Annotated in this window: 19 protein-coding genes; all 19 read left to right on the top strand. The window is 29.4% G+C overall.

The genetic code is table 11. From position 1 onward, the window contains the following. Positions 1 to 3 precede the first annotated feature (3 nt). The 19 genes from ispG (at position 4) to pgsA (ending at position 19,724) form a co-directional block, all read left to right on the top strand. On the top strand, positions 4 to 1,053 hold the full coding sequence (gene ispG / locus BEN51_RS05430; RefSeq protein ID WP_119865061.1) for a flavodoxin-dependent (E)-4-hydroxy-3-methylbut-2-enyl-diphosphate synthase: 1,050 nt from the start codon (positions 4 to 6) through the stop codon (positions 1,051 to 1,053). Positions 1,054 to 1,308: 255 nt separating this feature from the next. Then, complete coding sequence (gene rimP, locus BEN51_RS05425; RefSeq protein ID WP_119865060.1) at positions 1,309 to 1,773, top strand: ribosome maturation factor RimP; 465 nt, start codon at positions 1,309 to 1,311, stop codon at positions 1,771 to 1,773. A 16-nt stretch (positions 1,774 to 1,789) separates the two neighbouring features. After that, positions 1,790 to 2,890, top strand: a complete 1,101-nt coding sequence (gene nusA, locus BEN51_RS05420) for a transcription termination factor NusA (RefSeq protein ID WP_119865059.1) — start codon at positions 1,790 to 1,792, stop codon at positions 2,888 to 2,890. Positions 2,891 to 2,905: 15 nt separating this feature from the next. Then, positions 2,906 to 3,172, top strand: a complete 267-nt coding sequence (gene rnpM / locus BEN51_RS05415; protein WP_119865058.1) for an RNase P modulator RnpM — start codon at positions 2,906 to 2,908, stop codon at positions 3,170 to 3,172. Further along, positions 3,165 to 3,470 carry a ribosomal L7Ae/L30e/S12e/Gadd45 family protein gene (locus BEN51_RS05410; RefSeq protein ID WP_119865057.1) on the top strand — a complete coding sequence of 102 codons (306 nt, stop codon included), beginning with the start codon at positions 3,165 to 3,167 and terminating at the stop codon, positions 3,468 to 3,470. Before rnpM ends, BEN51_RS05410 begins: the two co-directional genes overlap by 8 nt. Before the next feature lie 23 nt (positions 3,471 to 3,493). Further along, the gene (infB, locus tag BEN51_RS05405; protein ID WP_119865056.1) at positions 3,494 to 5,539 is read left to right on the top strand and encodes a translation initiation factor IF-2; all 2,046 of its coding nucleotides are present in this window, start codon (positions 3,494 to 3,496) and stop codon (positions 5,537 to 5,539) included. Between the two features lie 14 nt (positions 5,540 to 5,553). Next, positions 5,554 to 5,904 carry a 30S ribosome-binding factor RbfA gene (gene rbfA / locus BEN51_RS05400; protein WP_119865055.1) on the top strand — a complete coding sequence of 117 codons (351 nt, stop codon included), beginning with the start codon at positions 5,554 to 5,556 and terminating at the stop codon, positions 5,902 to 5,904. Further along, complete coding sequence (locus tag BEN51_RS05395; RefSeq protein ID WP_119865054.1) at positions 5,904 to 6,878, top strand: DHH family phosphoesterase; 975 nt, start codon at positions 5,904 to 5,906, stop codon at positions 6,876 to 6,878. Before rbfA ends, BEN51_RS05395 begins: the two co-directional genes overlap by 1 nt. Position 6,879: 1 nt before the next feature. Next, complete coding sequence (gene truB / locus BEN51_RS05390) at positions 6,880 to 7,758, top strand: tRNA pseudouridine(55) synthase TruB (RefSeq protein ID WP_119865053.1); 879 nt, start codon at positions 6,880 to 6,882, stop codon at positions 7,756 to 7,758. A gap of 9 nt (positions 7,759 to 7,767) precedes the next feature. Then, the gene (locus BEN51_RS05385; RefSeq protein WP_119865052.1) at positions 7,768 to 8,703 is read left to right on the top strand and encodes a bifunctional riboflavin kinase/FAD synthetase; all 936 of its coding nucleotides are present in this window, start codon (positions 7,768 to 7,770) and stop codon (positions 8,701 to 8,703) included. 122 nt (positions 8,704 to 8,825) lie between these two features. Beyond that, positions 8,826 to 9,089, top strand: a complete 264-nt coding sequence (gene rpsO / locus BEN51_RS05380; protein WP_119865051.1) for a 30S ribosomal protein S15 — start codon at positions 8,826 to 8,828, stop codon at positions 9,087 to 9,089. 78 nt (positions 9,090 to 9,167) lie between these two features. Continuing rightward, positions 9,168 to 11,276, top strand: coding sequence for a polyribonucleotide nucleotidyltransferase (locus BEN51_RS05375; RefSeq protein ID WP_119865050.1), 2,109 nt, complete (start codon positions 9,168 to 9,170; stop codon positions 11,274 to 11,276). Positions 11,277 to 11,478: 202 nt separating this feature from the next. After that, complete coding sequence (locus BEN51_RS05370; protein WP_119865049.1) at positions 11,479 to 12,777, top strand: M16 family metallopeptidase; 1,299 nt, start codon at positions 11,479 to 11,481, stop codon at positions 12,775 to 12,777. Between the two features lie 76 nt (positions 12,778 to 12,853). Then, positions 12,854 to 13,180 (top strand): YlmC/YmxH family sporulation protein, encoded by a 327-nt coding sequence (locus BEN51_RS05365; protein WP_119865048.1) that lies wholly within the window; start codon positions 12,854 to 12,856, stop codon positions 13,178 to 13,180. Positions 13,181 to 13,200: 20 nt separating this feature from the next. Beyond that, entirely contained in the window at positions 13,201 to 14,400 is a 1,200-nt protein-coding gene (gene dapG / locus BEN51_RS05360; RefSeq protein WP_119865047.1) for an aspartate kinase, read from the top strand. Positions 14,401 to 14,445: 45 nt separating this feature from the next. Beyond that, the gene (locus tag BEN51_RS05355) at positions 14,446 to 15,255 is read left to right on the top strand and encodes a ClpP family protease (RefSeq protein WP_119865046.1); all 810 of its coding nucleotides are present in this window, start codon (positions 14,446 to 14,448) and stop codon (positions 15,253 to 15,255) included. Between the two features lie 110 nt (positions 15,256 to 15,365). Beyond that, complete coding sequence (locus BEN51_RS05350) at positions 15,366 to 17,738, top strand: FtsK/SpoIIIE family DNA translocase (RefSeq protein WP_119865045.1); 2,373 nt, start codon at positions 15,366 to 15,368, stop codon at positions 17,736 to 17,738. A gap of 74 nt (positions 17,739 to 17,812) precedes the next feature. Beyond that, complete coding sequence (gene rimO, locus BEN51_RS05345) at positions 17,813 to 19,150, top strand: 30S ribosomal protein S12 methylthiotransferase RimO (protein WP_119865044.1); 1,338 nt, start codon at positions 17,813 to 17,815, stop codon at positions 19,148 to 19,150. Then, on the top strand, positions 19,134 to 19,724 hold the full coding sequence (pgsA, locus tag BEN51_RS05340) for a CDP-diacylglycerol--glycerol-3-phosphate 3-phosphatidyltransferase (protein ID WP_119865043.1): 591 nt from the start codon (positions 19,134 to 19,136) through the stop codon (positions 19,722 to 19,724). Before rimO ends, pgsA begins: the two co-directional genes overlap by 17 nt. Positions 19,725 to 19,886 lie beyond the last annotated feature (162 nt).

Genomic DNA, 19,886 nt, shown 5'->3' with positions numbered 1-19,886 from the left:
GATATGGAAAGAAGAAAAACAAGAAAAGTAAAAGTAGGAAATGTTTATGTTGGTGGAGATGCAAAAATAACAATACAATCTATGACGAATACAGATACAAGAGATGTAGAAGCAACTCTTGCACAAATAAGAGAATTAAATATCGCAGGCTGTGATATTATTAGATGTGCTGTTCCAGATATGAAAGCAGCAGAAGCTTTAGAATGGATTTGCAAACAGTCACCAATTCCAGTAGTAGCAGATATTCATTTTGATTATAAATTAGCTCTTAAAGCAATAGAAAATGGAGTTTCTGCACTTAGAATAAATCCAGGTAATATAGGAAGCGTTGAAAAAACAAAAGCTGTAGTTGAAGCAGCTAAGGCAAAAAATATTCCAATAAGAATTGGTGTAAATGCAGGCTCTTTAGAAAAAAGTATATTAGCAAGAGATGGAAAACCAACAGCTAAAGGATTAGTTGAATCTGCATTAAAACATGTTAAAATTTTAGAAGAATTAGACTTTCGTGATATAGTAATTTCAATTAAGTCTTCAGATGTTGTTATGATGATAGAAGCCTATAGATTAATAGCTGATAAATGTGATTATCCATTGCATCTAGGAGTAACAGAATCTGGAACTCCTTTCAGAGGAACTATTAAGTCAAGCATAGGTCTTGGTACCTTGCTTGCAGAAGGTATAGGAGATACAATTAGAGTTTCTTTAACAAGTGATCCTATAGAAGAAGTAAAGGTTGCTAAAGAAATATTAAAAGCTTTAAAGCTAAAGGAAACCGGTTTAGAATTTGTATCATGTCCAACATGTGGAAGAACACAAATCAATTTAATTGAAATAGCTAAGGAAGTTGAAAAGAGAATTGAAAATATAAATAAGAATATTAAGGTTGCTGTAATGGGATGTGCAGTTAATGGCCCAGGAGAAGCAAGGGAAGCTGATATTGGAATAGCTGGTGGAAATGGTGAAGGTTTAATCTTTAAAAAAGGCAAAATTATTAAGAAGGTTAAGGAGGAAGATCTAATTGAAGAATTAATGAAGGAAATTGAAAATTTATAATGTATTTATTATATAATAATTTTCAATATAATCCCTTCTCTATCTTTATTTTAAATTTTCCTTGTATTAATATTTAAATTATGTTAGGATAAACATAAGAAGTAATTTACTAATAGCTAGAATTTGGGAGTGGGATATAAATACCCGCTCTTTCTATTTAATTGCAACTAAAATAGTTGCTTTTTTTATAGAATATTGGGAAAACTTCTATTATAACTTATAATCTACAAAATCATAATAAAAGGAGGTTTAAATATGAAGGTTGATTTATTAGTTAAAGAAATTAATCAATATGCAAGACCTATAGCAGAAGAATTAAATTTAGAGATTTATTACATTGAATATGTAAAGGAAGATGGAAGCTATTATTTAAGAATATATATTGATAAGGAAGGCGGAGGCATAACTTTATCAGATTGCGAAGCTATGTCTAGAAGAATAAGTGATATATTGGATGAAAAAGATCCAATACCAGAAGCTTATTATTTAGAAGTATCGTCTCCGGGATTAAATAGAAGACTATATATTGATGAGCATTATAGAAAACAAATTGGAAAAGAAATTCAAGTTAAGTTATCAAAGGGCCTTGACGGTAAAAAGATCTTTAAAGGAATACTTAAAGAAGTAAAAGATATTTCAATTATTTTAGAGGAAGCCGGAGAGGAAATAGAAATTCCTAAAGATAAAATTAAATCAGCTAATTTAGAAGGGGAAATATAATAAGGAGGATATAAAAATGAATGAGGAGTTTATTGGCGCTCTTAAAGAAATAGTAAAAGAAAAGGGGATTAGTGAAGAACTTTTATTTACAACAATTGAAGATGCATTAGTTGCAGCATATAAGAAAAATTATGCAGGACCAACAACTTCAGCACAAAATGTAAAAGTAAATATAAATAGAGAAAATGGAGAAATCCGCGTATATGCTCAAAAAGTAGTTGTGGAAGATGTATATGATCCTATAACAGAAATTAGTTTAGAAGAGGCGAAATCAATAAGCCCTAGATATGATTTAGATGATATTGTAGATTTAGAAGTTACACCTAAAAACTTTGGTAGAGTTGCTGCTCAGCTAGCTAAAGGTGTAGTAACTCAAAGAATAAGAGAAGCTGAAAGAAATGCTATTTATACTGAATTAAAGGAATTAGAATATGACATAATTACTGGTACAGTACTTAGAAAAGATAAAAATAATGTATTTATTAATCTTGGAAGAATTGAAACTACTATTGGTCCTAATGAACAAATACCTGGTGAAGAATATAAGTTTAATGAAAAAGTTAAACTATATGTAGTTGAAGTAAAAAACGGATCAAAGGGTGCTCAAATTACAGTTTCCAGAACACATCCAGGACTTGTAAAAAGATTATTTGAATTAGAAGTTCCAGAAATATATAATGGCGTTGTAGAAATTAAAAGTATTTCAAGAGAAGCTGGTTCAAGAAGTAAAATTGCTGTACATTCAAATGATGAAAATGTTGATCCAATGGGAGCATGTGTTGGTCCAAAAGGAGCAAGAGTGCAAAAGATTGTTGATGAGCTTAAGGGCGAAAAAATTGATATTATAAAATGGAGTAAAAACCCAGAAGAATTTATAGCAGCATCCCTTAGTCCAGCAAAAGTCTTAGAAGTAACTGCTGATGAAGAAACTAAGTCTGCTAAAGTAGTTGTAGATGATAATCAATTATCTTTAGCAATTGGTAAAGAAGGTCAAAATGTACGACTTGCAGCAAAATTAACTAATTGGAAAATAGATATAAAAAGCAAATCACAAGTTGAATCTTTAAAAGAAAATACAGATATTGATGAAGCAATTGAAAATGAATCAGTTGAATAATAGGGGAGGTTTTTTATGAAAGTAAAGAAAATTCCTTTAAGAAAATGTACTGGATGTATGGAAATGAAGCCTAAAAAAGAACTAATCAGGGTTGTAAAAAGTCCTGAATTAGAAGTTTCAGTAGATTTAACTGGGAAAAAGTCTGGTAGAGGAGCTTATATCTGTAGAGACATAGACTGCCTAGAAAAAGCCTTCAAGACAAAAAGACTTAGTAGAAGCTTAGATATTGCAATTGATGAAAGTGTTTATAATAGATTAAAGGAAGAAATAATAAATGAATAAGTTCTTTAATTTCTTAGGATTAGCAAAAAGAGCCGGCAGTTTAATAGAAGGCTATAGCAAATGTAATGAACAAAGAAATAAAAAAAATATTTATCTATTTATAATTTCAAAGGACGCGTCAGATAGTACTAAGAAGAAATTTGTTAATCATTGCAAAACAAAAGATGTAAAATTTATTGAGGATTTTACAAAGGAAGAGTTGGGTGCTTCTATAGGTAGAGAAGAAGTGAAAATTTTAGCTGTTTCAGATGAAAATATAGCTAAAAAACTCTATACCCTTTATGAAGAGGAAAAATAAAAATTTAATCGGGGGTGTTTTTATTGTCAAAAATAAGAGTTTATGAATTGGCAAAAGAACTGAAGATAAGTTCAAAAGAACTTATAGAATTATTAATGAATGAATTTAGCATTGATGTTAAAAATCATATGAGTGTCATAGAAGAAGAAGATGCAGATTTAATCAAGGAATTACTTGCAGAAAAGGAGAAAGAAGAAAAAGATAAAAATATTATAGATGAATATGAAGAACAAATAGAAGAAGAAGTAAATAAAGTTAAAAAGAAAAAGAAGAAGAAAAATGAAAATAAAGAAGAAAAAACTGATGAAAATGCTTCTGAAGTTATAGAAATTGGAGAAACTATAACAGTAAAAGAATTAGCAGAAAAGCTTGGAAAACCAGCTGCAGATGTTATAAGAACATTAATCTTTACAGGTGTTATGGCAGCCATTAATCAAGAAATAGATTTTGAAACTGCAGAAAAAGTATGTGAAAAATATGAATGTATTGCAGTTAAAAAAGAAGAAACTGAAGAACTTGAAGAATTAGAAGAAGAAGAAGTAAGCGAAGAAAACTTAGTAAAAAGACCTCCAGTAATAACAGTAATGGGTCATGTTGACCATGGTAAAACGTCTTTATTAGACTATATAAGAAAAGCTCATGTTACATCAAGTGAAGCTGGTGGAATTACACAACATATTGGTGCTTATACAGCTAGCTTAAATGGAGAAAAAATAACTTTCCTTGATACACCTGGCCATGAGGCTTTTACAGCAATGAGAGCAAGAGGTGCTCAAATTACAGATATAGTTATTTTAGTTGTTGCAGCTGATGATGGATTAATGCCTCAAACAAAAGAAGCAATTAGCCACTGCAAAGCTGCTAATGTTCCAATGATAGTTGCTATAAATAAAATAGATAGACCAGGAGCTAATATTGATAGAGTTAAACAAGAACTTGCAGAAGAAGAAGTTTTAGTAGAAGAGTGGGGTGGGGACACAATAGCTGTTCCTGTATCAGCAAAGACTGGTGAAAATATTGATCAATTATTAGAAATGCTTCTATTAACAGCTGAAATGCAAGAACTTAAGGCAGATCCAAAGAGAAAAGCAAAAGGTACAGTAATTGAAGCTAAATTAGATAAAGGAAGAGGTCCTGTTGCCTCTCTACTTGTTCAAAATGGTACTTTAAATGTAGGAGATTCAATATTAGTAGGTTCAACTTATGGAAGAATAAGAGCTATGTTTGATGATAAAGGAAAGAAAATTAAATCTGCTGGTCCATCAATACCAGTAGAAGTATTAGGACTTTCAGAAGTGCCTGAAGCTGGAGATAGATTTACTGTAGTAAAAGATGAAAAAACTGCAAGAAGCATGGCTGAAGCAAGAAAAGAAAAGATTAAGGATGAAAGTTTCCGTGCAAGCACAAGAGTTTCTTTAGAGGATTTATATAATCAAATAAAAGAAGGTAATGTAAAAGAACTTGATATAATAGTAAAGGCTGATGTTCAAGGATCAGTTCAAGCTATAAAGCAATCTTTAGAAAAGCTTTCAACAGAAGATGTAAAGGTTAGAGTTATTCATGGAGCAGTTGGAGGAATAACAGAAACAGATGTAAGTTTGGCAACAGCTTCTAATGCATTACTTATAGGATTTAATGTAAGACCTGATACTAATGCAACAGCAGCGGCTGAAAGAGAAAAGGTCGAAATTAAAACTTATAGAGTAATATATGATGCTATAGAAGATGTTAAGTCTGCTATGATAGGAATGCTTGAACCAGAATACAAGGAAGTTGTACATGGAAAAGCAGAGGTAAGAGCAACTTACAAGATTTCCAATGTAGGAACTATTGCAGGTGCTTATGTTATTGATGGTAAGATAATCAGAAATTCAGAAGTTAGAGTAATAAGAGATGGAATTGTAATTTTCGAGTCTAAGCTTGCATCCCTTAAGAGATATAAAGATGACGTAAAAGAAGTAGGAACTAACTATGAATGTGGATTAAGCATTGAAAAATTCAATGATATAAAAGAGGGAGATATAATAGAATCATTTACTATGCAAGCAATCGAAAGAAAAAAGCTTTAAAAGAGGTGATTTAAATGGCTAATTATAGAGGCGGAAGAATTAATGAAGAGGTTAAGAAAGAAATAAGCATCATAATAAGAGACGAAATTAAAGATCCTAGAATGACTGGAATGGTATCACTAACATCAGTTAAAGTAACTAAAGATTTGAGTTATGCTAAGGTATATGTTAGTATATTTGCAAAAAATGATGAAGAAAAAAATGAAACATTTCAGGCATTAAAGAGTGCAAGTGGATATGTTAGAAGGGAATTAGGCCATAGATTAAATTTAAGAAATACACCCCAAATACTTTTTGAATTAGATGATTCTATAAGCTATGGTATGAGAATTGAAGAACTTATAGAAAAAGGAAGGTCAAAATAGTGAATTCCTTAGAAGAAATAAGTAAAACTTTAATAAAGAGTAAAAAGATAGGCATTACCTACCATGTATCACCAGATGGTGATGCAGTAGGTAGTGCACTTGCACTTTTAAATGGACTTAGACTATTAAACAAAGATGCTTATTTAATTTCAAAGGACCTTATATCCGAAAATCTTCAATTCTTAAAGGGTTCTTCTGAGGCTACAGGTAAAGTACTAAGTCCAGAGGATGGCACAGAAATTGTTGTTGTTTTAGACTGTGGTAATTACGATAGAATTTCCGCTGATCTTAACTATTATAAAGGTGAAATAATAAATATTGATCATCATGTTAGTAATGATAAGTATGGAAATATAAATTATATAGATATAAAAGCAGCCGCAACAGCAGAAGTTGTTTTTATGCTGCTTGAAAAGTTAGGAATAAGTTTTGAAGAAGAAAATGATGATGTTAGGGAAATTGCTACATGTCTTTATACATCTTTAGTAACAGATACTGGTGCTTTTAGACACTCAAATGTTACATCAAGAACTCATTTGATTGCTTCAAAACTTAAAAATGTAGGAGTTAATAATATGAATATATATCAAAATCTTTTTGATAATAATAGCTTTGAAAAAATGAAATTAATAGGAAAAGCATTAAATAATATAAAATTATTATTTAATGGTAAGGTTGCTTTAATAAAAATTCCAATATCCTATGGAAAAGAATTGGGTATAGAAATTGGTGATACTTCTGATATTATTTCCTTTGCCTTGCAAATAAAAGGAATAGAGTTAGCTATTTTAATTAAAGAAATAGAAAATGGTTCTAAAGTAAGCCTTAGATCAAAAAATAACTTTGATGTAAGAAAAATTGCTGAGAATTTAGGTGGCGGAGGACATGTAAAAGCTGCTGGAATTACATTAAAGAATATTAATTTAGAAGAGGCTGAAGATAAAGTGTTTAATGAAATAGAGAAAGTGTTATAATATGGATGGAGTAATCAATGTTTATAAAAATAAAGGAATGACTTCTTTTGATGTAGTAAGAAAAATAAAAAAAATAGCTGCTACAGGAAAAGTAGGTCATACTGGCACTCTTGATCCAGAAGCTTGTGGAGTATTGCCAATTTGTATTGGAAAAGCAACAAAAATAATTGATTATATTATGGATTCTGATAAAGTCTATGAGGTTGAGTTTAAACTTGGGATTAAGACAACAACTTATGATTTAGAAGGAGAAATTACTGAGGAAAAAGATCCATCAAATTTAGGAGAAAAAGAAATAGAAGAAGCAATAAGTTCTTTTATTGGTGAATATTCTCAAGTTCCTCCAATGTATTCTGCTTTAAAACAAAATGGAGTAAGGCTTTATGAATTAGCTAGACAGGGAATTGAAGTCCATAGAGAAGGAAGACTTGTAAAGATTAAAGAAATCACTGATATTTGTATTAATAATCCTTATATAAAGATGAAGGTAAGATGTTCTAAGGGAACTTATATAAGAAGTCTTTGTTATGATATTGGAGAAAAATTAGAAGTTGGTGCTACAATGATAGATTTAAAAAGAACAAAAACTTCAAACTTTTCCGAAGAAGAAGCTATAAATATTGATGATTTAACAGCTGAAAATATAAATGATTATCTTATTAGTATTGATAAAGCCTTAGCTTCATATGATAAGCTTATTATATCAAGTAAATTTTCTAAGCTTTTGATAAATGGTGTTAAAGTATTTGATAAAAGATTAACCAATACTAAGGTGGAAATTGGAAAACTATATAGGGTTTATGATGAAAATGAAAAATTTATTGGCCTTGGTAAAGGTGATATTAAGGGGTTTAAAATTGAAAAATTACTTATTATTTAGGGGGATATTATGAAAATAGTTGATGATGATATAAACAAAGAAGATAAAAAAAAGCCTAATTATGTTGCATTAGGAAGTTTTGATGGTCTTCATTATGGACATTTATCCCTTCTAAGGAAGACAGTTGAGATTTCTAAAAAAAATAATGGAAACAGTATGGTATTTACATATAAAAATCATCCAAAAACTTTAATTAATCCAGATAAGGTACCCAAATTAATTATGGATATAGAGACTAAGATAAAATGCTTAGAGCAAGAAGGCATTGATATTGTGGTGTTTAAAGAATTTACAAAAGAATTCATGCAAATTGGACCTGAAGAATTTATTAAAATGCTTTGTGAGAAATATAATGTTAAGGGAATAGTAGTAGGATTTAATTTTAAGTTTGGATATAGAAATTTAGGTGACATAAATCTATTAGAGTCTCTGAAGGATAAATATGGTTATGAATTATTTGTGATGGAACCTTATACTTATAAAGATGATATAATAAGTAGCAGCAGAATAAGAAAGGCAATATCGGATGGAGAGGTAGAAGAAGCTTTCAAAATGCTATCAAGATACTATTCAATTAAAGGGGAAATTATTCATGGCAAAAAGTTGGGGAGAACTATAGGTTTTCCTACAGCTAATTTAAAGGTTAATTATGAAAATATTATTCCTAAAAAAGGAGTGTATTATACTAATGTCGAGTATAATAATAAAATTTATAAAGGAATAACTTCTGTTGGGAATAATCCAACGGTAAATGGGAAAGAATTAACTATAGAAACCTTTATTTTAGATTTCAAAGAAACAATTTATGAAAAAGAAATAAGATTATATTTTATTAATAGAATGAGAGATGAAATAAAATTTAATAATCTCGATGAGCTTATAAACCAGCTTAAAAAAGATGAAGCCTATGCTAAATCTAGAGATATAGAAATAAAAATTATGTAAATTTATAATTTACAATATAAATATCATTTGTTATAATATCAAATGGAGAACCTAATTCTAAGATATGAGGGTGCTGTCTCATTTCATGGATTTAGGGGATAATTATTATGGAGGTGCGATAAATGGACGCAATAAGAAAGCAAGAAATAATTAAAGAATTTGGAAGACATGAAGGAGATACTGGTTCACCAGAAGTACAAATTGCTTTATTAACAGAAAGAATCAATGCTTTAACTGGTCACTTAAAGCAACACAAGAAAGACCACCACTCAAGAAGAGGTCTTTTAATGATGGTTGGACAAAGAAGAGGTCTTCTAAACTATTTAGCTGATCAAGATATCGAAAGATATAGATCTATAGTAAAAAGATTAGGCTTAAGAAGATAGTCTTTAGAGCGGTTTTTAAGCCGCTCTATTATTTTAATTAATTTAAAACTTATAAGAAGACCGAAAGGAGGTTACTTAATGAAAAATGTATTAAAAACTAATATAGCTGGAAGAGAATTAAAATTAGAATTTGGAAACATAGGAATGTTATCAAATTTAGCAGCATTTATTAGCTATGGAGATACAGTTATTTTAACTAATGTAAATGCTTCAGAAAAGCCTAGGGAAGGTATAGATTTTTTCCCATTAAGCGTAGAGTATGAAGAGAAATTATATTCAGTAGGAAAAATTCCTGGAGGATTTATAAAAAGGGAAGGAAGACCTTCTGAAAATGCAATATTACATGGAAGGGCTGTAGATAGACCTTTAAGACCATTATTCCCAAAGGGTTATAGAAATGATGTTCAAGTAGTTTGTACTGTAGTGTCAGTTGAAAAAGATAACCTACCAGAAATTCTAGCAATTAATGCAGCATCTTTAGCATTATGCTTGTCAAGCATTCCGTTCTCAACACCTGTTGGAGCAGTTCAAGTAGGACTTGTAAATGGAAAATTTGTTATAAACCCAACCTCAAGTGAAAGAGAAGAAAGTGATCTTCATTTAACAGTCTGTGCGACAAAAGAAAGAGTAATGATGATTGAGGCTGGTGGAAATGAAATTCCAGAGGATCTTATGATTGAAGCTATTAAATTCGGATTTGATGCTTGTCAGGATATAATAAAATTCCAAGAAGAAGCAGTAGCTAAGTTTGGTAAAGAAAAAATAGTTCCAGAATTATATGAACCAAACAAAGATTTAGAAAAAGAAATAACAGAATTTGCTGGCGAAATGATAAAAGAAGCTATGTGGATTATGGATAAAGATGAAAGAAATGCAGCAGTAGATGCCTTAACTGAAAAGGTTTATGCTGAATTTGAAGAAAAATATCCAGATAATGTTGGAGATATAAAAGAAATATTATATAATTTACAAAAAGAAGTTGTTAGAGACATGCTTTTAAATCACCATAGAAGACCTGATGGTAGAGCTTTTGATGAAATAAGACCAATTAGCTGCGAGGTTGGAGTCTTGCCAAGAACTCATGGAACTGGTATCTTTACAAGAGGATTAACTCAAGTAATGACAGTTGCTACCCTAGGTGCAGTTGGAGATATTCAAATAATTGATGGAATAGGTGAAGAAGAATCTAAGAGATATATGCATCACTATAACTTCCCAGGATATTCAGTTGGAGAAGTAAAACCTCTTAGAGGGCCAGGAAGAAGAGAAATTGGTCATGGTGCTTTAGCAGAAAGAGCATTGGAACCGCTTATACCATCTGAAGAAGAATTTCCTTACACAATAAGATTAGTTTCAGAAGTTTTAAGTTCAAATGGGTCAACATCCCAGGCTGCAGTTTGCGGAAGTACTTTAGCTCTTTTAGATGCAGGTGTTCCAATTAAAAGACCAGCAGCAGGTATTGCAATGGGATTAATTACTTCAGAAGATTTAACAAGAGAAGAAGTATTAACAGATATTCAAGGAATTGAAGATTTCTTTGCAGACATGGATTTTAAAGTAGCTGGTACAGAAGAGGGGATAACTTCAATACAAGTAGATACTAAAATTAAAGGTCTAAGCTTTAAAGTTATTAATGATGCAATATATGGTGCAAGAAAAGCAAGACTTGAAATTATAGATAAAATTAAGGAATGTATTCCTGAACCAAGAAAAGAAATTTCTAAATATGCTCCAAAGACATCAATTATTAATATTAATCCGGAAAAAATTAGAGATGTAATTGGTACTGGTGGTAAAGTAATTAATAAAATTATTGAAGAAACTGGAGTTAAGATTGATATAAAAGAAGATGGTACAGTATTTGTTTCTGCAACTGATCATGAAGGTGTAAATAGGGCTATATCAATTATAGAAGGCTTAACTAAAGAAGTAAAATCAGGAGAAATTTATTTAGGAAAGGTTATAAAAACAACTCCATTTGGAGCTTTTGTTGAAATACTTCCAAATAAAGAAGGCTTATGCCATATATCAAAATTAGATAAAGAAAGAGTAAATAAGGTTGAAGATGTAGTTTCTATTGGAGATGAAATTTTAGTTAAGGTAACTGATATTGACAGTCAAGGAAGAATAAATCTTTCTAGAAAAGATGCTTTATTAGAGCAATTAAAAGATGATAAAGACAATTAATAGAAGATAGGTACTAAAGGGCAATTTATTGCCTTTTTTTATTTTCTAAAATATTAATAAGAAATAAAATATAAATAATATTTAAGGATATTTTGTTGTAAATTATTTAAAATATAACTATAATCATAAATAATCTAATACAGATTTTTTAATATACACTTAAGATAATTATACTTTATTATTAAAAATATAAGGAGGCATTATGTATAACATATTTAAGTTAAATAATGGACTTAGAATAGTCACAGAATACATAGAACATGTAAACTCTATCAGCGTTGGAGTAATGGTTCAAAATGGATCAAGAAATGAGGATTTAGAAGTAAATGGTATATCTCATTTTATAGAGCATATGTTCTTTAAAGGTACAGAGAAAAGAAATTCAAAGGAAATAGTAGAGGAAATTGAAAACGTTGGTGGACAGATTAATGCTTATACAAGTAAAGAAGTAACCTGTTATTATATAAAAGCATTAAATACACATGTAGATTTAGCAATTGATATTCTAGCTGATATGCTTATAAATTCAAAATTTGATGAAGAAGAAATAAAAAAAGAGCAAGGTGTAGTAATAGAAGAAATAAACATGAGTGAAGATAGTCCAGAAGATGTCTTAAGTGATATTCAGGCAAGAGCTTTATTTGGAGATAACCCATTATCATATCCTATACTCGGAACTAGTAAAAATATTAGATCCTTTAATCATAGTAAATTAAAGAAATTTGTAAAAAGTCATTATGCGCCTAATAATTCTGTAGTATCGATATGTGGAAAATTTGATGAAAAAGAATTAAGAAAAATCCTTGAAGGTAAATTTGGAGGATGGAAGGCTGAGGATGAATATAAGCCATTTTATGAAGAGCCTAAAATAATCAATGGAACCATGTATACAAACAAACCTATAGAGCAGCTTCATATTAATTTAGCATTAAAAGGATTACCATATGCTCATGATAAGTCCTATGCTTTGCTGCTTCTAAACAATATTTTTGGTGGAGGAGCTTCTTCAAGATTATTTCAAAAGGTAAGGGAAGAGTTAGGACTTTGTTATACTATTTATTCTTATGCGCAACCATATCTTGGAGTAGGAGTTAATAATATTTATACAGGAGTAAGCAAACAATATGCAGATAAGGCTTTAGATGCAATATACAAAGAACTTAAGGAGCTTGTAGAAAAGGGAATAACAAAAGAACAATTAGAAATTAATAAGGAGAAAATTAAAGCAGGTTACATTTTAGGTTTGGAAAGTACATCTTCAAGAATGTTTGCAAATGCTAAATCATTGCTGTTGCAGAACAAAATAAAAACTCAAGAAGAAGTTATAGAAAAAATTAACACTATAAACAACGATGACATAAATTATGTATTAGATACCTGCTTTAAACCAGGCATAATAAGCACAGCTTATGTAGGTCCAGATATAGAAGTTAATAAGCTAAATAATATTATAGAACCTAGTATAAAGGCTTTTAATATTTTAAATTTACAAAAAATATAATTATAATATTATTATGTAATAAAACAGCTCCAATTATCATAAGATTTACAATAAGAGTAAACTGGAGGTGGATCTTATGTTAAGAGGAGAAAGAAAAAAAAGTGAATACTATGATGAGGAAACTATTAGAGAAAATAAATATAGATTGCTTAGTGAACTAGAGACTTATGAGATATTTAATACCGAAGAGGCAGAAAAATACGATACTCAGCATGATTTAGATTTTATTATAGATGAAAAAGGTAACTTAAGGTATATAGTAGCTGCTGTTTATGGTAGTAAATTTGGCTTCTTTGGTAGTAAAGAATATGTAGAAATACCATGGGATTATGTAACTAAAATAGGAACAAATGTTATTGTAGTTTCAGCGGATAGGAGTAAGATAAAAAGAACAAGAGCATAGAATTTATAGGAGGTTATTACTTGAAAATAATTATTCAAAAGTTTGGTGGTACTTCTGTATCTACTGAAGAAAGAAGAAATCAAGTAGTAGCTAAAGTAAAGAAAGCAATAAAGGATGGCTATTCTCCTGTGGTGGTTGTATCTGCTATAGGAAGATCAGGAGATCCTTATGCTACTGATACTCTTCTTTCATTAATTGATGATAATTATAAAAAGGGTAACCTACAAGGAACTGATATGCTTATGTGTTGTGGAGAAATAATTAGTACAGTCATAATGAGTAATGCATTAATTAACGAAGGAATTAATGCAATTCCACTTACTGGGGGGCAAGCAGGTATTATAACTGATGATAAATTCACTGAAGCTAATGTAACCTATGTAAATACCCATAATATAAGGGAGCTTATAAAAAAGGGTATTGTTCCTGTTGTTGCAGGATTTCAAGGTATTACTAAAGAAGGATACTTCACTACTCTTGGAAGAGGAGGCAGCGATACTTCAGCTTGTATATTAGGGGCTTACCTTAAGGCTGGAGGCATAGAAATATATACAGATGTAGATGGTATGATGACTGCTGATCCAAGAATAGTGGAAAAAGCCAATTTAATTCAAAATATAAGTTATCAAGAGGTATTTCAATTAGCTAATCAAGGAGCAAAAGTAATTCATCCTAAAGCAGTTAATTTTGCAAAAGAATCAAATATTCCTATTTATATAAAAAATACAATGAAGGATTCAGAGGGAACTTTAATAAATAATAAAGCATTTTCAAGCAATGATAAACACATTACTGGAATTACTCATTTAAATGACAGAGTTCAGATAATAGTAAAATTAAGTGAAAATAATAATGGAAATTATAGAAGTTTATTAGATAAAATTGCACAAAAGAATATAAGTTTAGATTTAATAAATATATTTCCTACTGAACAGATTTTTACCATAGATTCAAAAGAAAAAACTATTTTAGAAGGTTTATTGAAGGAATTAAATATTAAATATAAAGTTAAAGATGACTGTTGTAAGATTGCTATAGTTGGAATAGGTATGATGGGTGTTCCAGGAATAATGGCTAAAATTATTAATACTTTAAGGAAAGAAAATATTGAAATACTTCAAACAGCCGATTCCAATATGACAATTTGGATTTTAATTGAAAAGAAAAATTTAGAGAAGGCATTAAATTTACTCCATGAAGTTTTTATGTTAAATGAATAAAATATATCCTCCTGTACAAAATAGAACTGTATAGGAGGATTTGCTATGAAAAGATTTGGAATTTTAAAACTTAAACATAACAAAGAAGATGAAAATGAGATATTAGAACTAAATAATGAGCATCTACTATATGGAAAAGAAAATAATTTAATTAATGAAAAGGATGATAAAGAAGCAAAGGAAGAGGATGAATTAAAGGAAAAGTTTCAAGAAATAAAGGAATTTGGAACTGCAAATGAAAGCGAAGAAGATGAATCAATTCAAGTATTACCGATAATAGGACAAATAGAAGGGCATCAAGTCCTACCAGCACAAGCTAAAGCAACAAAATATGAACATGTTATACCTCAGTTAATTTCCTTTGAAAGAAACGAAAAGGTAAAGGGTATTTTAATTGTATTAAATACAGTAGGTGGCGATGTAGAAGCAGGTCTTGCCATTGCAGAAATGATAAATTCTTTATCAAAACCTACAGTATCTATAGTAATTGGAGGAGGACATTCAATAGGTGTACCTCTTGCTACATCATCTAATTATTCTTTTATAAGCCCTTCAGCCACAATGATTGTACATCCAATAAGAATGAATGGTTTTGTAATTGGAGTTTCTCAGACTTTTGAATATTTTCAAAAAATGCAAGAAAGAATTGATAATTTTATAGTTAGAACATCAAAAATAGAAAAATCTAAATTGAAAGAAATGATGTTAAGGTCTGATGAATTACTAAACGATATGGGAACAATCTTAATTGGTGAACAGGCTGTACAATGTGGTTTAATAGATGAAGTTGGGGGAATAAATGATGCATTAAATAAATTAAAAGAATTAATTGAGCAACAAGAAAATACTAAATAATTAAAAGCAATTTAAATAACAAAAGTTATTTAAATTGCTTTTTTCTTCATAAAGTTTATAATAATATTATGTAAATATAAAATTGGAAAATATGCTTAAGAGGTGATTTAGTGCCTAGGAATAAGGGAAAAAAAACAGTTAAAAAAGAAGCCAAGAAGAAAAATGAAAATGGTGATATTAAAGGAATAATATATATAGCCTCAGGACTATTATTAGGAATTGCTGTTTATACAAGCTTAGCAGGAAGCCTGTCAGTAATTTCAAGACAAATAATATATAGGCTTATAGGTATAAGTGCATATGTTTTACCTTTATATTTAATATATTTTGGATATAATGTAATAATTTCTAAGGGAAGTATTAAAATATCTAGAAGAATTTTTGGAATTACATTAATTATTATAGCAATAACTTTAGGATGTGCTACGGCAAGTATCCATGTTTTAAGAGGGCTGGAAGGTTTTAAAGAAACATGGGATGCTATTGTTATTGAAGATGGAATAAATGGAGGATTTTTAGGACATTTGATTGCTTATCCTCTTTTTAAGTTAATAGGCTTTATGGGCTCTTATATATTATATTTTTCTGTTTGGTCTATAGGTAGTACTTTAATAATGGACATAACTTTATACGACAGCATTATGTATATAAAAGAAAAAATTAATAATAAGAAATTAAATAAGAATAATGTAAAAAAAGAAGAAAAGCAGATTTCTAAGGAAAATTCTAAACAATCTTCTTTAATAGAGGTAGTTCCTGAAGCAAAGGAAAGAGAAGAATTTATAAAGGGGATTAATAATAAAATAAAAATACTAGATTTTATGAAAAACTCTTCATTAGAAGATATAAAAGAAGAGTCTCCTAATAAAACAGATAATCCTTTTAATATAGAAGTTTATGATGAAGAAAGTCTTGGTGAAAATAAAACAGAAAAAGAAATATTAAGTGAAGTTAAAGCTTCAAAGAAAGAAAAGCTTTCTAACGATGTAAAAGAAGTAATAAACAAAGAAATTGAAAATCATTTAAATAAAGATAAAATAGAGGAAAAAGTATATAAACACCCATCAGTTGATCTATTAAATATTAATTCAAGAATGAAATTAAAAAGCGAAGATAAAAAAGAATTAATAGAAAGTGCTGGAAAGCTTGAAGGAATTTTAAATGATTTTGGAGTAGATGCAAAAGTTGTTCAAGTAACAAAAGGTCCTTCAGTAACAAGATTTGAAATACAGCCTAGTCCAGGTGTTAAGGTTTCAAAGATAGTAAATCTTCAGGATGATATTGCTTTAGGTCTTGCAGCTAGTGGAGTTAGAATGGAAGCTCCAATCCCAGGTAAGGCAGCTATAGGAATTGAAGTGCCTAACAAAAAACAGACTCCAGTACTTTTGAGAGAGGTTTTGGATTCTAAGGAATTTAAAACTTCTAATAATAAGCTTGCCTTTGCTTTAGGTAAGGATATTGCAGGAAAATGTGTTGTAGGGGATTTAGCAAAGATGCCGCATATGTTAGTGGCAGGTGCTACTGGATCAGGAAAATCAGTTTGTATTAATTCTTTAATAGTTAGTTTATTATATAAATACAGTCCAAAGGAAGTTAGACTTTTACTTGTGGATCCAAAGGTAGTTGAACTTAGTGTATATAATGGAATTCCTCATTTACTAATACCTGTTGTAACTGATCCTAAAAAAGCTGCAGCAGCATTAAACTGGGCTGTAAATGAAATGAATAAGAGATATAAATTATTTGCAGAAGCTTCAGTGAGAAATATTGAAGGTTATAATGCTTTGGTTGAAAAGGGTATAGTTGAAGAAAAGTTGCCTTATATTGTTATAATAGTTGATGAGCTTGCAGATTTAATGATGGCCTGTCCAAATGATGTAGAAGATTATATATGTAGGCTTGCACAAATGGCAAGAGCTGCAGGTATGCACTTAATTATTGCAACTCAAAGACCATCTGTTGATATTATAACTGGAGTTATTAAAGCTAATATTCCATCTAGAATATCCTTTGCAGTTTCTTCTGGAATAGATTCAAGAACAATTTTAGATCATGTTGGTGCAGAAAAGTTATTAGGAAGAGGAGATATGTTATATAGTCCTTTAGGAGAAAATAAAGCATTAAGAGTTCAAGGTGCTTTTATTTCAGAAGAAGAAGTAGAAAATGTAGTTAACTTTATTAAAGAGGAAGATAGTAATAAGGTAGACTATGAGGAAGAAATATTAGAACATATTGAAAATGGTGTAAAAGAAGAAGGAAAACAAGTTGAAGAAGCAGGAGCAGATGAGCTGTTAGAAGAAGCAATAAAAATAGTTGTAGAATATAATCAAGCATCTACATCCTTCCTGCAAAGAAAATTAAGAATCGGTTTTAACAGAGCTTCTAGAATAATGGATGAATTAGAAGCTAGGGGAGTAATATCAGAAAAAGATGGCAGCAAGCCAAGACAAGTATTAATTTCAAGAGAAGAAATGGATTTATAATAAAAATATTGTAAATGCATTTTTTCTCCATTAAAATAAATATGTTAGTAATTAAAAACTTAGGAGGAAGAAATTTGGAGAAATATAAAGTTGGTATGATAAGCTTGGGCTGTGATAAAAACAGAGTTGATTCAGAGCTCATATTAGGAACAATTAATAAATTTTATGAAATAACAAATGATCCAAGAGAAGCAGACATTATAATAATTAATACTTGTGGATTTATTGAAAGTGCAAAGCAAGAATCTATTAATACTATAATTGAGATGGCCGAATATAAGAAAAACCATAAATGCAAAATGCTTATTGCAACTGGATGCTTAACTCAAAGATATGGAGAAGAATTATTAAAGCTTATGCCAGAAATAGACATTCTTATGGGTGTTAATGATTATATGAAGCTTCATAAGCTTATATTGGATTTTATAAAGGGCGAAAGAAATATACTTTCAGCAAATTATAGCGATGAAAATATAAATGAGGGAGAAAGGTTATTAACAACTGACAAGCATGTAGCTTATGTTAGAATAGCAGAAGGCTGTGATAATCATTGTACTTATTGTATAATTCCAAAAATAAGGGGAAAATTTAGAAGTAGGAGTATAGAATCCATTACAAAAGAAGTAAAACAACTTGCTGCAAATGGAGTTAAGGAAATAATCTTAATTGCACAGGATCTAACAAATTATGGAGTTGATATTTACAATGGTAAAAGACTTCATATTTTAGTAAATGAAATTTCAAAAGTAGAAGGTATAGAATGGATTAGATTACTTTATTGTTATCCTGAAGAAATAACAGATGAACTAATAGAAGAGATAGCAACAAATGATAAAGTAGTAAAATATTTAGATCTTCCTATACAGCATATAAGCAGTAAAATTTTAAGAATGATGGCAAGAAAGACAAACAAAGAGAAGGTAATAGGCATCATAAATAAATTAAGATCAAGTATTCCTAATATAGTACTTAGAACTTCTCTTATTGTAGGATTTCCTAATGAAACAGAAGAAGATTTTAAGGAGTTAGAAGAATTCTTAAGGGAATATAAATTAGACAATGTTGGTGTATTTACCTATTCAAAAGAAGAGGGGACACCTGCTGCAGAAATGGATAATCATATTTCAGAAGAAATAAAAGCTGAAAGATACAATAAACTTATGGAAATTCAGAAAGAAGTTGTAGTAAATTTAAATAAATTGAAAATTTCAAAAATTTATGATACTATTATTGAAGGAAGAAAAGGAAAATACTTCATTGGAAGAAGTACAGAAATGGCTCCAGAAATTGATGGGAATATACTTATTAAAACAGATAAAGTTCTTAATAAAGGTGATATAATAAAAGTTAAGATAAATGAAACTCTAGATTATGATTTAATAGGAGAGGTATATAATGAATTTAGCAAATAAGCTTACAATGCTTAGAATATTATTGGTTCCAATTTTTTTAGTTTTTATAGCTGTTAAGGATATTCCTTATGGCACATTTATTGCTACCATAATATTTATTATAGCATCTATTACAGATCAATTAGACGGATATATCGCTAGAAGTAGAAATCAAATAACTACTTTTGGAAAATTTATGGATCCTTTAGCAGATAAGCTTTTAGTTACAGCAGCATTAATATCATTAGTAGAGTTAAAGATAATCCCAGCTTGGGCAGCTGTTGTGATAATTGCAAGAGAATTTGCTGTTTCAGGATTAAGAACAATAGCAGCATCAGAAGGAAAAGTTATTGCGGCTAGTATTTGGGGAAAAGTGAAAACAGTTATACAAATAACAGCTATTTTAATTTGTCTTTTTAGAGTAAATGTGGAATCATCAGAGTATTTATATTCTTTAGTGACAGGAAATCAAATATTAAAATATATAATTATTTATGGTTCTAATTATGTTTTAATATTAGCTGTAATACTAACAATAATTTCTGGAATTGATTATTTTGTGAAAAATAAGAATGTAATTAATAGCAATAAGTAACTGTTTACAATAAATGGGCAATGAGAAAAATAATAAGCAATTTATTATTACTTATATTTAATAAGTAGATTATGAGTAAATTGTTTACAATGAGAAAAAAAGGATATAATTAATAATAAAGTTCCATCTAATAAAGTTGGAGCTTTTTATATAAATAATATT

This window comes from Clostridium isatidis (assembly GCF_002285495.1).
GTDB classification, from domain to species: domain Bacteria; phylum Bacillota; class Clostridia; order Clostridiales; family Clostridiaceae; genus Clostridium; species Clostridium isatidis.
Note: the sequence above shows the minus strand (reverse complement) of the source record. Positions and strands in the feature narration are given on the sequence as shown.

Excerpts from the sequence above, each read along its gene's own strand:
- ispG (WP_119865061.1), top strand. The coding sequence starts at position 4 with ATGGAAAGAAGAAAAACAAGAAAAGTAAAAGTAGGAAATGTTTATGTT.
- rimP (WP_119865060.1), top strand. The coding sequence starts at position 1,309 with ATGAAGGTTGATTTATTAGTTAAAGAAATTAATCAATATGCAAGACCT.
- nusA (WP_119865059.1), top strand. The coding sequence starts at position 1,790 with ATGAATGAGGAGTTTATTGGCGCTCTTAAAGAAATAGTAAAAGAAAAG.
- rnpM (WP_119865058.1), top strand. The coding sequence starts at position 2,906 with ATGAAAGTAAAGAAAATTCCTTTAAGAAAATGTACTGGATGTATGGAA.
- BEN51_RS05410 (WP_119865057.1), top strand. The coding sequence starts at position 3,165 with ATGAATAAGTTCTTTAATTTCTTAGGATTAGCAAAAAGAGCCGGCAGT.
- rbfA (WP_119865055.1), top strand. The coding sequence starts at position 5,554 with ATGGCTAATTATAGAGGCGGAAGAATTAATGAAGAGGTTAAGAAAGAA.
- truB (WP_119865053.1), top strand. The coding sequence starts at position 6,880 with ATGGATGGAGTAATCAATGTTTATAAAAATAAAGGAATGACTTCTTTT.
- BEN51_RS05385 (WP_119865052.1), top strand. The coding sequence starts at position 7,768 with ATGAAAATAGTTGATGATGATATAAACAAAGAAGATAAAAAAAAGCCT.
- rpsO (WP_119865051.1), top strand. The coding sequence starts at position 8,826 with ATGGACGCAATAAGAAAGCAAGAAATAATTAAAGAATTTGGAAGACAT.
- BEN51_RS05375 (WP_119865050.1), top strand. The coding sequence starts at position 9,168 with ATGAAAAATGTATTAAAAACTAATATAGCTGGAAGAGAATTAAAATTA.
- BEN51_RS05370 (WP_119865049.1), top strand. The coding sequence starts at position 11,479 with ATGTATAACATATTTAAGTTAAATAATGGACTTAGAATAGTCACAGAA.
- BEN51_RS05365 (WP_119865048.1), top strand. The coding sequence starts at position 12,854 with ATGTTAAGAGGAGAAAGAAAAAAAAGTGAATACTATGATGAGGAAACT.
- BEN51_RS05355 (WP_119865046.1), top strand. The coding sequence starts at position 14,446 with ATGAAAAGATTTGGAATTTTAAAACTTAAACATAACAAAGAAGATGAA.
- pgsA (WP_119865043.1), top strand. The coding sequence starts at position 19,134 with ATGAATTTAGCAAATAAGCTTACAATGCTTAGAATATTATTGGTTCCA.